Origin of the sequence: Corynebacterium sp. LaCa78 (genome assembly GCF_046717505.1) — a bacterium.
Lineage (GTDB): Bacteria > Actinomycetota > Actinomycetes > Mycobacteriales > Mycobacteriaceae > Corynebacterium.
Genome location: NZ_CP177112.1, coordinates 1,575,495 through 1,590,325 on the forward strand (window position 1 = coordinate 1,575,495; position 14,831 = coordinate 1,590,325).

General features: G+C 59.9%; 14 protein-coding genes. 3 read left to right on the plus strand and 11 right to left on the minus strand.

The window, feature by feature from the left end; all coding sequences use genetic code 11:
• Positions 1–47 precede the first annotated feature (47 nt).
• From ACLI1O_RS07590 to rimM, 10 genes are all read right to left on the minus strand, one after another.
• The gene (locus tag ACLI1O_RS07590; RefSeq protein WP_411707043.1) at positions 48–698 is read right to left on the minus strand and encodes a ribonuclease HII; all 651 of its coding nucleotides are present in this window, start codon (positions 696–698) and stop codon (positions 48–50) included.
• Positions 676–1,413 (minus strand): signal peptidase I, encoded by a 738-nt coding sequence (lepB, locus tag ACLI1O_RS07595; RefSeq protein ID WP_239269473.1) that lies wholly within the window; start codon positions 1,411–1,413, stop codon positions 676–678. The genes ACLI1O_RS07590 and lepB (ACLI1O_RS07595) overlap by 23 nt, the downstream gene beginning before the upstream one ends.
• Complete coding sequence (gene lepB, locus ACLI1O_RS07600) at positions 1,391–2,086, minus strand: signal peptidase I (RefSeq protein ID WP_239269541.1); 696 nt, start codon at positions 2,084–2,086, stop codon at positions 1,391–1,393. The genes lepB (ACLI1O_RS07595) and lepB (ACLI1O_RS07600) overlap by 23 nt, the downstream gene beginning before the upstream one ends.
• Positions 2,087–2,331: 245 nt before the next feature.
• On the minus strand, positions 2,332–2,676 hold the full coding sequence (gene rplS, locus ACLI1O_RS07605; RefSeq protein WP_005278655.1) for a 50S ribosomal protein L19: 345 nt from the start codon (positions 2,674–2,676) through the stop codon (positions 2,332–2,334).
• A gap of 174 nt (positions 2,677–2,850) precedes the next feature.
• A complete protein-coding gene (locus ACLI1O_RS07610; protein ID WP_239275475.1) occupies positions 2,851–5,058 on the minus strand; it encodes a YhgE/Pip family protein in 2,208 nt (735 codons plus the stop codon).
• A gap of 260 nt (positions 5,059–5,318) precedes the next feature.
• Positions 5,319–7,643, minus strand: a complete 2,325-nt coding sequence (locus tag ACLI1O_RS07615; RefSeq protein WP_239275473.1) for a Tex family protein — start codon at positions 7,641–7,643, stop codon at positions 5,319–5,321.
• 158 nt (positions 7,644–7,801) lie between these two features.
• On the minus strand, positions 7,802–8,392 hold the full coding sequence (locus ACLI1O_RS07620; protein ID WP_239269470.1) for a hypothetical protein: 591 nt from the start codon (positions 8,390–8,392) through the stop codon (positions 7,802–7,804).
• A 97-nt stretch (positions 8,393–8,489) separates the two neighbouring features.
• Positions 8,490–8,864 carry a hypothetical protein gene (locus ACLI1O_RS07625; RefSeq protein ID WP_239269469.1) on the minus strand — a complete coding sequence of 125 codons (375 nt, stop codon included), beginning with the start codon at positions 8,862–8,864 and terminating at the stop codon, positions 8,490–8,492.
• Positions 8,865–8,869: 5 nt separating this feature from the next.
• Complete coding sequence (trmD, locus tag ACLI1O_RS07630; protein ID WP_239269468.1) at positions 8,870–9,760, minus strand: tRNA (guanosine(37)-N1)-methyltransferase TrmD; 891 nt, start codon at positions 9,758–9,760, stop codon at positions 8,870–8,872.
• Entirely contained in the window at positions 9,757–10,254 is a 498-nt protein-coding gene (gene rimM / locus ACLI1O_RS07635; protein WP_239269467.1) for a ribosome maturation factor RimM, read from the minus strand. Before rimM ends, trmD begins: the two co-directional genes overlap by 4 nt.
• Before the next feature lie 86 nt (positions 10,255–10,340).
• On the opposite strand from rimM, the gene ACLI1O_RS07640 reads away from it, so the two are divergent.
• Positions 10,341–10,766, plus strand: coding sequence for a cupin domain-containing protein (locus ACLI1O_RS07640; RefSeq protein WP_411706795.1), 426 nt, complete (start codon positions 10,341–10,343; stop codon positions 10,764–10,766).
• Positions 10,767–10,793: 27 nt separating this feature from the next.
• The gene (locus ACLI1O_RS07645) at positions 10,794–11,498 is read left to right on the plus strand and encodes a TetR/AcrR family transcriptional regulator (RefSeq protein WP_239269465.1); all 705 of its coding nucleotides are present in this window, start codon (positions 10,794–10,796) and stop codon (positions 11,496–11,498) included.
• 165 nt (positions 11,499–11,663) lie between these two features.
• Here ACLI1O_RS07645 and rpsP read toward each other — a convergent pair whose 3' ends face one another.
• Positions 11,664–12,164: a 30S ribosomal protein S16 gene (gene rpsP, locus ACLI1O_RS07650; protein ID WP_005283672.1), complete on the minus strand. Its 501-nt coding sequence runs from the start codon at positions 12,162–12,164 to the stop codon at positions 11,664–11,666.
• A 356-nt stretch (positions 12,165–12,520) separates the two neighbouring features.
• On the opposite strand from rpsP, the gene ACLI1O_RS07655 reads away from it, so the two are divergent.
• Entirely contained in the window at positions 12,521–14,788 is a 2,268-nt protein-coding gene (locus ACLI1O_RS07655; protein WP_239269464.1) for an acyltransferase family protein, read from the plus strand.
• The last annotated feature ends 43 nt before the right edge of the window (positions 14,789–14,831 follow it).

Here is a 14,831-nt window from a genome sequence, read left to right on the forward strand (position 1 = left end):
TATGGGATAGCTCGCCCTAGCTTAGCGCGCAGAAACCACAATTTTCGCTAGGCACGCGCAGTGAAGTGGGCATGCGCGCGCTGCACATTGCTGTAGCTCATGCGGTGTTCTGGACTCGCCCCCAAGGCGGCAATCGCGGCCTCGTGTGCCTTGGTTCCATAGCCCTTATGCCCAGCCAATCCATAACCTGGAAAGCGCTCGTCTAGATCCCGCATGAGGCGATCTCGGCTTACCTTGGCCAGCACGCTCGCCGCCGCGATGCACCGCGCCGCCGCGTCCCCACCGATGATGGGCAGGTGGGGTTGGGTGAGGCCGGGGATAAAGAGGGCATCGGAAAGCACATAGCCTGGGCGCTGTTCCAGGCGCGCTATCGCCCGGCGCATGCCTGAGGTATTGGCGTGCTGGATGCCGCGCTCGTCGATGTCCCCCGCACCAATATGCACCACAGACCAGTCTACAGCCTTGTCTTTGATGATGGGGAAGAGCTTTTCGCGCTGGCGGGGCGTGAGCTTTTTGGAATCAGTTAAGGTATCCAATTCGCTCACGATGCGCTCGGGCAGGATGCAGGCGGCGACGGTGACGGGGCCGCAGCACGCACCGCGGCCGGCCTCATCCACCCCGGCGACGGGGCCGAGCCCCGCCCGGGCCAACGCCACTTCAAAGGTGCGCTGCTGTTTAAGCCGCCGCATCCTGGATATCCGGATCGTCGATGCCGCCAAAGCGCGATACGGGCAGGATCACGGCTTCTACCTTGCCGCGCACGTTGTCCACCGGTACGGTGCCTTGCAGGTGATCGCCTATGTGCGCGCGAGAGTCCAGGGAATTGGTGCGGTTATCCCCCATGACCCACATATTGCCTTCTGGGACGGTCACGGGGCCAAAGTACTGGCCACCGCAAGCCTGCGAGCCGGAGCTGGGATCGACCGGGATCTCGGGCGGATCCAACGTGAAGCTCTGGTCTATCGGTGCACCATCCACCATCACCGCGGAATCGCCCTCCTCGCACTTGACCGTCTGACCCTCGGTAGCGATAACGCGCTTGACTAGGATATTTTCCCCATTGGGCAAAAGCCCCACCGACGCCAAGGCGTTTTGGGCGCCGCGCACAAGCACGTTATCGGAGCGCTGCACCTCAAATTCCGTATTCCAGGACTCAGGTCCTTCAAATACCACGACATCGCCCGGGTCCGGGTCGTGGAAGTAATAGCTCATCTTCTGCACCGCGATGCGGTCATTATCGCAGCCGGTACAACCATGCAGCGTGGGTTCCATCGACGCGGAGGGGATGACATACATCCGGCCGACGAATGCCTGCAATAAAACTAGGAGCACGAAGCCGCCTATGACCGGCGCAAGGAAATCGCGCGTGCGCAGGCGCTGTTGCTGTGGTTTAGCTTTGGATGTCTGGGTCATCGACCCCACCAATGCGGTTGAACGGCCAGAATACGAACTGCACCTTTCCGCGCACGTTATCTACGGGGATCGTGCCGTGGAAGTTATCGCCCATGTGGTAGCGCGAATCGGCAGACGCGGTGCGGTTATCCCCCATGACCCAGATATTATCCTCAGGCACCTTCACTGGGCCGAAATACGGGCCACCGCAGGCTTCCGATCCGGTCGATTCATCCACTGGGTAGGTCGGCGGATCCTGCACGTAGTCCTGCTTGATGGGCTTGCCATCCACCATGACGGCGGGATCGCCCTCTTGGCAGGACACCGTCTGTCCGCCGGTGGCGATAACGCGCTTGACCAGGGTATTTTCATCTGGTGGCGCCAAGGAGATAAAGCTCAGCGCATCCTGAATGCCGTGAATGACGGCATTGGATGAGCGCGGGGAGACGTAACTCCCGTTCCAGTCGTCGGTGCCCTTAAAGACCACGACATCGCCTGGCTCTGGGCCCTTATCGCCGTAGTAAGAGACCTTTTCTGTAAAGATGCGGTCATTCGTGCATCCCTCACAGCCATGCAGCGTCGGCTCCATGGATCCTGAGGGAATCACGTATTGGCGGCCGATGAAGTTTTGGAATAGCCCCACGACCACCAGCACGGAGACGACGACCACGAGAGTCTCCAGCCACCACGGCATTTGTTTTTTCTCCGTGGTTGATTCCTCCGCGGCCGCTTCTTTGCCCTGCGAGATGCTTTCGTTATTCACCCGTCAGATCCTAGCAACTGCGTGCCCGCGATCCGGATTGGCTCCCGTGACTGCGGGGCGATTCACAGGAAATCGAAATGATTCGAGGAGTGCACAATAAAAATCTCCCTTCCTTTCCGGCACTGTGTATGCAGGAAAGGAAGGGAGATAGGCGCTGCCCAGGGCGGGCGTTAGAACTAGCGACGCTCCTTGATGCGAGCCTTCTTGCCGCGCAGATCGCGCAGGTAGTACAGCTTCGCACGGCGAACGCGGCCGCGGCGGGAGACCTTGATGGACTCGAGGTTCGGGGAGTGAACCGGGAAGGTACGCTCTACGCCGATACCGAAGGAAACCTTACGCACGGTGAAGGTCTCGCGGATACCGGAGCCCTGGCGGCGGATGCAGATGCCCTTGAAGAGCTGTGCACGCTCGTTGTTACCCTCAATAACCTTGACGTTGACGTCGAGTGTATCGCCGGGGCGGAAGGACGGGATGTCGTCGCGCAGCTGTGCTGCATCGACCTTGTCGATAATGTTGGTCATACCAATATTCCTTTTCAGTTTGGGACAGAGGACCCTGGCGGCCGGAGGCCTGACCGGTTCGTGCCCGTTACATAGAACGATGGATTATCTTTCCATAGGAACCGGCCAATTCCAAATTCCTCTACTTCGCGGATTTACTACCCTACCTGGGGCGAGCCGGGCGCGCAGCACGCCTTAGGCAGGCATGGGCGAGCGGAGGATGGAGTGGTGCTCATCGAGGATCTTTGCCGTGCCCAGGTGCCGCGCCCGGAAGACCAAGTACGACGCCACCACGGCACCCACCGTGATGCTAAAGAGGATAATGATGCTGCTCCAGAAGGTGCCATCATGAATGCCGTCGGTGGCGCGGGTGAACGCGTCCTTGGCGTAGGACATCGGGTGGAAAGGGTGCAGCAGGCTGAGCGCGCGCGGAATCGCCAGGACCGGCCAGACCCCGCCAAAGACCATCCCGCCCAGGGCGAACGCGCCGGCGGCAAAGATCGAACCGATCTTGCGCCCGAAGGTAATCAGGAAGAACTGGTAGGTCGCCGCACCCACGGCGGAAATCGCGGCGAGTACGAGCGCAATCATGGACCAGCTTGCCGGCTGCCACCCCAAGGTGGAAGACATCAGGGCCATAAACGCCAGTATGACGAAGTTCAGGCCGGTCAGCGCGGCAAAGGCGTCGAATACGCTGCGGGCCGGGCTGGTGACGCGGGCTCCCCGGCGCGCCATGTAGTACGGCAGCGTCATCGCCAAGAGCAGCATGACGAGGAAGCCAAATACGAGCACGAAGAGCATGGAGGCGCCGCCGGTAATATTCTTTTCGGTCGGGTCCGCTGGGTTGACCACCGTCTGCACGGGGTGGACATTGGATGCGGTGAAGTTAATGGGTACTGCGATATTTTGCGCGGAATCCTCTGGGCGGGAAATGGTAGGTGCCTTGGCGGCGCCTTCGGCAAGCTTCGTGGATAGCTCGCCGGAGCCTTCCTGGAGGCGGTCCAAGCCGCCCTTGAGCTCGGCTCCGCCTTCAGCCAGGCGGCCGGTGCCCTCCTTGAGCGCGCCCGTGCCATCGTGGAGACGAGAGGCGCCATCCTGCAGGCGGGTCGCACCGTCCTGCAGCTGCGAGGTACCGTCACTGAGCTTGCCAACTCCGCCGCGCAGCTCCTTGATGCCATCGGATAGGCGGTGCGCACCGCCGTTCAGTGAGGTCAGCCCGCCGAGGTATTCCGACTGCGGGTCGGACAGGTTGTAGTGCAGCTGCCCGGTGCCTGCGGAAAGCTTCTCCAGCTGCCCCACCATATTTCCACTAGAGGCGGGATCGAGCCTGGATACCAACGAGTAGAGCTGATCCGCTTGCTGGGTCATGCCGAGCCCGCGCAGGATGTCTACCAGCTGGGTAAGGCCAGGAACCACGGCTTGGGCTTGCTTCAGCACGGGGATGAGCATGCCGGTGAGCTGATTGACCCCGGCGTCGATCTGGCCTGCACCATCGGCAAGGCGGCCGGTACCGGCAAGGAGCTTGTCGGAGCCATCGGCAAGCCGGGAGGCGCCGTCATCGAGGCGCGCTGCGCCATCACTAAGCTTGCCCGCACCATCATTCAACCGCACGACGCCGTCATTGAGCCGCGTCGTTCCGTTGAGGAGCTCGGCCGTGCCGTTATTGAGCGTGCCCGCACCGTTGTCGAGCTTGTTGATGCCCTCAACCGCGCGCCCGCCGCCCTCTTGCAGCTTTCCAGCGCCCTCATCAAGGCGCCCCGCGCCGTCCGCGGCATTGCCCAGGCCGTCGCTCAACTTAGTAAGTCCCTCAATAACCTGGTCGGCGTACTTTTTGGAAATGGCGTTTTCCACGCTCGTTTGCACCTGCGGAATGAGGCTGGAGGAAATCACCGAGCCATTCGTGCCGTAATAGTCATTCGTAGCGAAGTTGATCTCCGGTTTTTCGGGCTTATCGCTGATGATGGTCACGGCCTGCTCGGAAAAGTTCTTCGGAATCGTCACGACCATCAAGTACTTGCCCTTGACCAAGCCCTCTTCGCCGTCGTCCTTGTTGACCTCAGAGAATTTGAGGTAGTCAGTCTCTAGCAAGCCCTCGACCACCTGGTCGCCATAGTTGGTGTGCTTGCCCTGCTTGTCCACGCCCGCGTCTTCATTGACCACTGCGAGGTCAATATTGCGCATGTACTTGGATGGATCCCACATGGCCCACATCATGGTTCCGGCCACGATGATGGGCGCAACGAGGAAGAATACGATAAGCACCCGCGACAAAGCGCTGCGCGGGCGCCAATCCAGAAGGCGGTGCCAGCCCAGCACTCCCCGACCCTTGTTCCCCTCGCCGCTTATCGAAGGCATCGCTGCGGTGTCCTCGGCACCGTGACCGCTATCGGCCGCACGACTCATAGTTGTCTCCTTATGGCAGTAGTTCGACGCCCCGTTGTCTCATCCACCCAGGAGTGCCTCGCTAAAGCGGGGAGAAGCAGGACGCCATTTACTTAGTTTTGCCAAACTTACCATTATTGAACGGGAGAGGCCGCATCGGCTGCGATGTCGCGGGAAAATTTCTTCTGCGCGTGCGCGGTTGGCGGGACGAATGCCCCGCCCCCACCACCGCAGCAGGCAGCGGCCCTCCACCGCGCGGCTGATGGGGCCGATGTCGGTAGCTAGAAGCCTGCCTTCTTCAGGGCATCCGCCATGGTCCCCTTGGCTGCCGGGCGCCCGCGGGAGCCACCGCGGTCGGAGTTGCGTCCGCCCTTCTTCCCCGCTGCGCGCGAAGGCTTTTGACCGCCACGCTTGCCAGATCCGCGCTGTGAGTCACCGCCGCGGCGCTTCGGCGCGGGCTGGCCTGGCTCATCATCCAGCCGCAGCGTTAGGCCGATGCGCTGGCGATCGACGTCAACCTCCATCACCTTGACTTTGACCACCTGGCCGGAGCGCACGACCTCGTGCGGATCGGAGACAAATTGATGGCTCATCGCAGAGACATGGACGAGGCCGTCCTGATGCACGCCGACATCCACAAACGCGCCAAAAGCCGCCACGTTGGAGACCGTGCCCTCCAACACCATGCCTGGGGTGAGGTCAGAGACCTTATGCACGCCTTCTTTAAAGGTGGCGGTCTTAAACTCAGGGCGCGGATCGCGGCCGGGTTTATCCAGCTCGGCGATGATATCGCTCACGGTTGGGATGCCGAAGGTCTCGTCTGCGAAATCGGCGGGATCCAGCTTGTCCAGCACCCGGGCATTGCCAATGAGCTCGCCGATGCCCAGCCCCGTCTGCTCCGCGATCCGCGTCACGATGGGATAGGCCTCGGGGTGAACCGCGGACGCATCGAGCGGGTCCGCTCCCCTATTAATGCGCAGGAAGCCGGCGGACTGTTCAAAGGCCTTCGGTCCCAGGCGCGGCACCTTCTTCAGTTCCTTGCGGGTGGCAAAAGAGCCATTGTCATTGCGGTAGGCCACGATATTGGCGGCGATGGTGGGGTTTACGCCCGCCACGCGCTCCAAGAGCGGCGCCGAGGCTGTATTGAGGTCAACGCCAACGCCATTGACGGCGCTTTCCACCACGCCGTCCAGCGTCCGCGCCAGCGACGTCTGGTTCACATCGTGCTGATACTGGCCCACACCGATGGCCTTCGGATCGATTTTCACTAGCTCTGCCAGCGGATCCTGGAGGCGCCGGGCGATGGAGACCGCCCCGCGCAGCGAGACGTCCATATCGGGAAATTCCTCCGCCGCCAGCTGCGATGCGGAGTAGACCGATGCTCCGGATTCGGAGACAACGACGGGCGTCGGACGCTGGCTGCCAGCCTGCTTGAGCAGGTCAGCAATCTCGTGCGCAAGCTTTTCCGTTTCCCTGGAGGCAGTGCCATTGCCGATGGCCATGAGGTCGACCGAGTGCCGTGCGCACAGCGTGGACAGGACCTGCACCGCCTGCGACCACTGGTTTTGGGGCTGGTGGGGATAAACGATGGTCGTATCGAGCACCTTGCCCGTTTTATCCACCACGGCGCACTTGGTGCCGTTGCGGTAGCCCGGATCGAGGCCGATGGTCGCGCGCTGGCCCGCGGGGGCGGCGAGCAGCACGTCGCGCAGGTTCGTGGCAAAGACCTTGAGCGCGCCTTCTTCTGCCACTTCTTTCAAGCGCATGCGCACATCCAGGCTGGAGGAAACATACAATTTGGTGCGCCATCCCCAGTGCACGGCATTATCCAGCCACGCGGAGCTGCGATCCAGATCGAAGCGATCCGCAATGAGGTCCTCGTAGTCGGCGTCATCACCGGCGTCCAGGTGCAGCTGGAGCACGCCCTCGTTCTCCCCGCGCAGTAGCGCCAGGATGCGGTGAGAGGGCAGCGAAGAAAAGGGCTCGTTGAAGTCGAAGTAATCCTTGAACTTCGCCCCCTCGGCTTCCTTTCCCTCTACCACCTGCGCTTGCATGGCACCCTGGTCAAACATGCGCTCGCGCACGCCTCCCACCAAGTCCGCATCGAGTGCGAAGCGATCGATGAGGATGGAGCGCGCCCCCTCGAGCGCCTTCTTGGTATCGGGAAAACCTTCCGTGAGATAGCTCTGCGCTAATTCCTCGGGCTGGGCCGCCGGCTGCGCGATCAGCTTGTCGGTCAAGTCTTCCAAGCCGGCGTCGCGGGCGATATCAGCCTTTGTCTTGCGGCGCTTTTTATACGGCAGATACAAATCTTCGAGCCGCGCCTTGGTATCGCAGGCAAGGATTTGGCTACGCAGGTCATCGCTAAGCTTGCCCTGCTCCTCGATGGCGGCAAGGATCGTCTCTTTGCGCTCTTCTAGCTCGCGCAGGTAGGTGGCCCGCTCTTCGATGGTGCGCAATTGCGCATCATCCAAACCACCCGTGACCTCCTTGCGGTAGCGCGCAATGAAAGGCACGGTATTTCCCTCCGCCAGGAGCTTCAGCGCCGTCGAAACCTGGGTTTCTTGAGCGCCGATCTCCGCCGCGATGGTGGCCGCAATATTCACGTAGATTCCTCACACTTCTATTTCACAGCTTGGCATGGGACCCACCCAATTTACCGCATGCCTTGTCCACTGCCCCGGTCTGCCGCCGCGGGGCACACAAAAATCCTCTCCCTCCCGCACGCTAAACGCAGGAAGAAGAGGAACGGACGTGCTCGGTTTTAGTGGATGACTACCTTGGCCCTATCGCCGCCGGAGCAGCTCACCCGCGAGGAATTACCCGAGCAGTACATCGTGTAGGTACCGCCGGTAGTCGGCGAATAGACGCTCAAGGTGGCATCCGTTCCGCCACCGGACATCCAGTTATTCATGAAGGTGTCATAGACGTTTTTGGCAAACGGATCTGACGTTTTGCTCGAGGCAGCATAATAGCTCGTGTAATCGCCCCATGAATGCCCATTGCCGCTGCTCACAGGCGCCTGTGCCGGGGCGGGCGCGGGGGCCTGCTCGGTCTTGGTTACGGTAGCTTCACTGCCCGACTTCCCGTCGTCCTTGTCCTCGACCTTTGTGGTGTCAACCTTTTGCTGGAATTGGCTTTCCTGCGCGGTGGCGCTGGAGTTATCGCCATTTCCCTTCACAAAAAAGAACGCCGCAGCGGCGATGGCTAAAAGCGCCACGACTCCCAAAATGATCGCCGCAACCATGGCTCCATTCCCGCCACGGCTCTGTTGGGGCTGAGAATACGCGGGGTACTGATTGTACTGCGGTTGTTGGTTGTATCCGCCAAAGTCATGTCCGTTGGGAGAAGTCATGCGAGAGAATCCTTGAAGAGCAAGTAAAAATGCGAGTGTGTGCTGCACTTACAGTATCACTGCCCTGCACCGATACAAGTCTTCTTAGGGCATTATCCTAATTTTCTTCGCTGGACTCTGCGCGCCATACCGGCTTGGCCGACCACGCGAATTCGGTATGGCCAATTTCCGTGCTCCCCAACCACGCGGCGGTGGGCGGCAGGCAAGTGGCAACCATGGGCGCGACGGAGGGCAGGGGTGCTGCGGTATCGCCATTGACGATGACCCGCCACAGCGGCGTCCCCTCCGCCGGGGTTTCATTGCTGAGTTCATATTCCTGGGCGAGCGGGCTATCTGCCGGCGGCGACGGGGCAACCACGGCGGCAAAGATGCTCTCCGGTACAAAGCCTGCGCTGCGCAATTTCTGTGGCATGCCTGCCTGGTATGCTTCCCATACTTCCTGGGGCATCAGCACAGAAAGATCCACGCTCACCTGCACTACTGTGCCTCTCCTTCAGATTCACGCTCGCGCACGTGCGCTAAATATGCCTTGTCCGCCTTGCTCAATTCCACGTGATCCAATAACTCGGGGCGGCGCTGCCACGTGCGCTCCAATGCTTGTTCCCTGCGCCACCGGTCCACCAGCCCATGGTTTCCAGAGGTCAGAACCTCCGGAACCGCAAGCCCGCGCCACTCCCGCGGCTTGGTATAGCTTGGACCCTCTAACAGGCCATCAGAAAAAGAATCCTCCTCATGCGAGCGCTTATTGCCCAATACCCCCGGAATAAGCCGGACGACGGCCTCTGCAATCACCAGTACCGCAACTTCCCCGCCGATGAGCACATAGTCCCCGATGGATACCTCCCGAACGCGGTAGCGCTTCTTTGCATCTTCAACCACGCGCTGGTCGATGCCCTCGTAACGCCCACAGGCAAAAACAATATGCTCCTCGGTAGACCATGCCCGGGCATCCGCCTGGGTAAAAGGCGCCCCAGCCGGGGTGGGCACCAAGAGCAGCGGGAGGCCTTCATCTTCGCTGCCGCTTTCTCGCTCGCCTTGTGCCGCCTCAGCGCCATATGCCTGGGCTTCGACGCCTTCTAGTTCATCGTGGCGCGGACGGTTTAGGTGCGGCAACGAGGACTCGAGGGTGGGAGCGGTGGTCCCAAGTGCGACATCGTCAAGCGCAGGGCCCCAAACCTCCGGCTTCATGACCATTCCTGGGCCGCCGCCAAAGGGCGAGTCATCGACCGATTTATGCGCATCCGTGGCCCACTGCCGCAGATCGTGCACGCCCACCTCAAGGCGGCCCTGCTCGATGGCTTTTCCTAAAAGAGCGTGGCGCAGCGGCTGCAGATATTCCGGGAAGATGGTCACTACATCGAGCCTCATAGGTCCAACAGCCCTTCCGGGGGTTCGATGGTGCAGGTGCCGGCTTCCACATCGACCTCTGGGACTATGGCATGGACAAAGGGCACCAAGGCGGAGCTACCCTTAGACAGCTCAACCTCTAAGAGGTCTTGGCTAGGCCCGTGCACGACGGAAGCTACAGCACCGATGTCTTCCCCGTCGCGGATAACGCGCAAGCCTTCGAGCTCATAATCATAAAAGCCCTCGTCGTCATCTTCTAATGGGGCGGCGAAAAATTGGGTACCGCGCAGACTATCCGCTTGGGTGCGATCAGCAATTTCCTTGCACGTCACCAAAAGCCGCCCCTTGTGGCTGCGCACCGCAGAGATGGTCAATTCGTGCTCCTTGCGGCCCTGCCTGCCCTGCAGTTTTTCTCCCACCGCAAAGCGCACCTCGGGCTCATCGGTGGTGGGCTCTACCACCACTTCTCCCTTGATTCCGTGCGACTTAATGACGCGCCCAATCATCAATTCCATGGCGCAGAGTTTACCGCATGCACCCCGTTGCCTTTATCTCCTGCCGCGTTCCCCACAATCCGGCCGCTAAGGATTAGGCTTGTGGCATGAACGACTCACCCAGCCCAGCTTCCGAGCCACGCGGTGCACATCAGGAGGCACCGCACTCGCCCTTGATCGACCTTGACCTCGTAGCCTTGGCGCCTGCCACCGATCCTGAACGCAAGCGCCCTGGGGTCAAGCGGGTCTTAAACGGTGAGCGCGCAAACCTCATCCTTTTTAGCTTCGCACCGGGGCAAACCTTGCCGGACCACAAAGCCGCCCACCCGATTACCGTGCAGGTCATACGCGGCGAGGTGAATTTCACCTGCGGGGAGAAAACGGTCACCCTATCCCCGGGTAGGATTGTGCATTTGCCGGCCTATAAAGTACATAGCGTTGCCGCGCCCCTACCGGAGATGGATTCGAATTCGCCCGCAGAACAGGCGGACGCGCAGCCTGCACTGATGCTTCTAACGATGCTTACAGGCTAATTGAAATACAGACTATTAGGACAGATTTTGGATACAACGCAGTCTCATAACAAGCCTTATCACCACGGAAACCTCCACGACGAGCTGCTGCGCATCGCCGTGCAATTAGGCAAAGAAAAAGGCCCCGAGGCTATCACTATCCGCGCCGTTACCCGCGCGGCAGGAGTGTCCCCTACATCTGCCTACCGGCACTTTAAGGACCAGGAAGAGCTGCACGATAAGGTGGCCGAACTCGCCACCGATGAGCTCGTGCGCCGCCTGCACCGCACCACCAATGAATCTGGTGACCTCGCCTTCCCCGATCACCTCGTGCAGATAGGTTTTGCCTACCTCGACTTTGCCTTGGATGAAACGAATTTCTTCCGCTGCATGCTGGAGTGGAAGGCGCTGCGCTTTATGCTTGGCGTAGACCCTTCGACTCCCGATGATCCAAAAAGCGAGCACCTGAATATGATTCAGCGCTACTTCGATCTCTTGGCCCGCCACGCCCAGGCCCTCGGCCAAACGCCCAATAAAGAATATTTCCTACACAATAGCTTGCTGTCGTGGTCCGCCGTCCACGGGTTTACCGTACTTGCCATTGATGGGCCCCTGTCTAAACTGCCGCGGGAGGAAATCTATAAGCTGTTTAAGCCTGTCGTCGCAGGCAGCCTGCGCGGAATGGATTTTGAAGATCCGGGCGATGTATACGCCAATTACCCCGAATTACGGCCGCGCGATGAGGAGCGTTAGGCACTAGCGCGGTGCGGCCGCGCGGCGTACACGCGGCGTTTACGCGCGCAAAATCCCCCACTCGCCATCGCTGGTAAATACCGCGATGACGGGTGGGGGATCAAGTTTATGCAGCTTATACACAGCGCCCCTTATCAATAAAGGGGCGCTGGAAACCCAAGCAGATTACTCTGCGGACTCCTCAGAAGCTTCTGCCTCAGCATCTGCTTCGCCGGCAGCAGCGGCGGCAGCCTCAGCTGCAGCGGCCTCTTCAGCTTCCTTCTTCTTCTTTGCTTCTTCCTTGGCCTTCTTCTTTTCGGTGATGGCCTCGATGGTTGGGCCGTTATTAGCCTCAGCCAATGCCTCGTTGAAGAGGTCCAGCTTGGACTTCTTCTCCTCGGCAACCTTCAAGGTGCCTTCGGCACCCGGCAGGCCCTTGTGCTTCTGCCAGTCACCGGTGACCTTCAGCAGTGCCAAGACCGGCTCGGTGGGCTGTGCACCAACGGACAGCCAGTGCTGTGCGCGCTCGGAGTCGATCTTGATGAGGGAAGGCTCTTCCTTCGGGTGGTAGATGCCGATGTTCTCGATGACCTTGCCGCTGCGGCGGGTACGAGCATCAGCGATAACTACGCGGTATTCAGCGGCGCGAATCTTACCTACGCGCTGCAGTTTAATTTTGACAGCCATGATGGCTCCTTTTCTAGTCACTGGGCAGTTCAGACACGCGCTGTTTAGCACGCCGGTTCAACCCTTGGATTTTATCTGCGCGTGACGTACCGGCCGACCGTAGACGGGAACGGTGTTACGCAGAATGAAACGTCTCATTATCATCAGCAGTTCGCACCACTGCGATAACCCGAACCATTTTAGCGTGTGCAGGCAGTATTTTAAAATCTTCGCGTCTCCCGCATTTTACGTTGCCCCGTTATGCTTTCGAGACCTTTAAAGAGTACCCTTATTAGCCGAATGTAAACCTTTGCCACAGAAGGCTTTGAAATACGCCGCGTTTGTTTTCCATGAACAAGCGCACGAAATGACGTTTTATGACAAAAGATTCTCCACGCAACTTTCGATACCGCTATGACCTCGATGGTCTGCGCGGTATCGCAATTGGCCTCGTAGTTATCTACCACGTCTTTGTCGGTCGTGTATCTGGCGGCGTGGATGTCTTCTTACTGCTTTCCGGTTATTTCTTCTTAGGCTCGCAGCTGCGCTATGCCGGAAAGTCCAACGCCTCCTTGAACCCATGGTGGCCAATCTGGCGCACGTTGCGCCGCTTGGTACCAAGCCTCGTCCTAGTCATCGGTGTGACGTATATATTGGTGCGCCTTTTCACGCCGCAGCTCATGCGCACTGAATTTACCCAGCAAATTACGGCAACCATGCTGTATTACCAGAACTGGGAGCTGGCGCGTCAAAACGCTGACTACACTGCGGCCGCCGCCGATACTTCCCCGCTGCAGCATATGTGGTCAATGTCCGTGCAGGGCCAGTTCTACCTGATGGGCATTGCCTTTGCCCTCATCCTGGCCGCGATTATGAAATGGCGTCCGCAGCATTCTTCGCTGCGGACCAGCCGCTTCCCTACGGTCAACCAAATCGCCGGCCCCATTCTCATCGTGGTGACCATCGTGTCCTTTGCCTATGCCTCGCGCCATGGGCTGCACGGAACGCCGGAAAACTATTACTCCACGTGGTCGCGTGCCTGGGAGTTGACCCTCGGTGCGGTTCTAGCCATCTACGGTTCCGCATGGAAGATTCCTGCACGTTTTTATGACCTGTTTACCGGCCTCGGCCTTTTCATGCTGGTCTTTACCGGCGCCATCATCGCAGAGACCACCGCCTACCCAGGACCGCTCTCGCTTTTGCCTTTGGGCGGTGCCGTGCTCATCATCTTGGGCGGTGGCGGCAAGATCTCCAAGGCCATGGCCTCTAAGAAGGCACGCTGGCTGGGCGATATCGCCTATCCGCTGTATCTATGGCACTGGCCGCTGCTTATTTTGTCCACCTCCTACTTGGGCCAGCAGACCCCGTCGTGGTGGCTGGGTATCATTATCATTGCCATCTCCCTGCTGCTTGCAGATATCACGCATCGCTTCATCGAACGCCCCCTGCGCCAGCACCGCAAGCGCCCCTTGGCAGAGGACCTCCCAGCCCACAAGGCAATCTCTAGTCTGTCCACCCGTGCCGGTGCCGGTCGAGCCATCGGCGGTGTCGTGGTCGCCAGCTGCGTCACGGCGCTGCTTCTCATTCAGCCGCTGTGGCTGCGCACCCTTAATATCGCCGACGCGGAAACACTTAATCCCCGGCTATATCCCGGCGCTACCACGTTCATCAATGACATCACCCCGCCGGACGGAGTAGAGATCAAACCTGATCCCGTCGTTGCTGGAGGAATCGAGCCACCGGTTGCTGCAAACTGGTGCTTCGTGCCCGATACTCAGCCCGCTGATTTCTTCTTTGAAACGCGCAGGGACGGCAAGACCCCCTGCATTTTCGGCGACACTACTGCCGAAAAGGAAGTCTATTTGGTGGGAGGATCCCACGCGGAGCAATACTCCTCTGCCCTCGACCGCCTGGGCCGAGAGATGGGTTTCAAGCTGGTTCCCCTCTTGCGCCAAGGTTGCCCCATCGAGCTTGGCGATGACGTCACGGTCAGCCCCGATTGCGCCGAGTGGGGTGAACTGGTCATGGACCGCATTGCCGAAGCCAAGCCAGAGTTGGTTATCTCCAATACCACCCGCCCGCAAAACGAGTTTGGGCATGGCCCCGATGCGGTGCCCGCCGGCTACCAAGCCTTCTGGGATGAGCTGTCCAAGCGCGATATTCCTTTCTTGGGCTTCCGCGATAACCCGTGGGGATTCGACGAGGACGGAGAGCCGCGCGAATTCGATGAGTGCTACGTTGCCAACGAGGACGCTGTGGGCTGTGGCATGCGGTTCGAGCAGGTCTACCAACCTTATGATCCAGGCGCTGTAGTCCTATCGCAGTATGAGAACATGCTGTCCCTCGATACCGCGCCGTGGTTCTGCGATACTAATGGCGATTGCCCGGTCATCATCGGCAACACCATGGTCTACCGCGATATGCACCACATCACCAATGCCTTTGCGGATTCCGCGATGCCGATGATCCGAGAAGCCCTCACCCCCTTCTTGAACGGCGAAAAGGTCCAACAAGAGGCGCCAGAAATCTCCCCTGAAGAGGCGGAGGCAGCACTAGAGGAATCGCCAGCTTCCCCCACCACCGGTGGCGCGCGGCGCGCCAACCCAGTGCCGTACCCCAATACCCCGGAAAACGATCCGGTGTAAACGCTCCCCGCGACGGCACGCACAAAGGTGGCCCATTACCTGT

Bases quoted from the DNA above. Each gene is read 5' to 3' on its own strand.
- lepB (WP_239269473.1), bottom strand. From the start codon at position 1,413: ATGACCCAGACATCCAAAGCTAAACCACAGCAACAGCGCCTGCGCACG.
- lepB (WP_239269541.1), bottom strand. From the start codon at position 2,086: ATGCCGTGGTGGCTGGAGACTCTCGTGGTCGTCGTCTCCGTGCTGGTG.
- rplS (WP_005278655.1), bottom strand. From the start codon at position 2,676: ATGACCAACATTATCGACAAGGTCGATGCAGCACAGCTGCGCGACGAC.
- ACLI1O_RS07610 (WP_239275475.1), bottom strand. From the start codon at position 5,058: ATGAGTCGTGCGGCCGATAGCGGTCACGGTGCCGAGGACACCGCAGCG.
- ACLI1O_RS07620 (WP_239269470.1), bottom strand. From the start codon at position 8,392: ATGACTTCTCCCAACGGACATGACTTTGGCGGATACAACCAACAACCG.
- trmD (WP_239269468.1), bottom strand. From the start codon at position 9,760: ATGAGGCTCGATGTAGTGACCATCTTCCCGGAATATCTGCAGCCGCTG.
- rimM (WP_239269467.1), bottom strand. From the start codon at position 10,254: ATGGAATTGATGATTGGGCGCGTCATTAAGTCGCACGGAATCAAGGGA.
- ACLI1O_RS07640 (WP_411706795.1), top strand. From the start codon at position 10,341: ATGAACGACTCACCCAGCCCAGCTTCCGAGCCACGCGGTGCACATCAG.
- rpsP (WP_005283672.1), bottom strand. From the start codon at position 12,164: ATGGCTGTCAAAATTAAACTGCAGCGCGTAGGTAAGATTCGCGCCGCT.
- ACLI1O_RS07655 (WP_239269464.1), top strand. From the start codon at position 12,521: ATGACAAAAGATTCTCCACGCAACTTTCGATACCGCTATGACCTCGAT.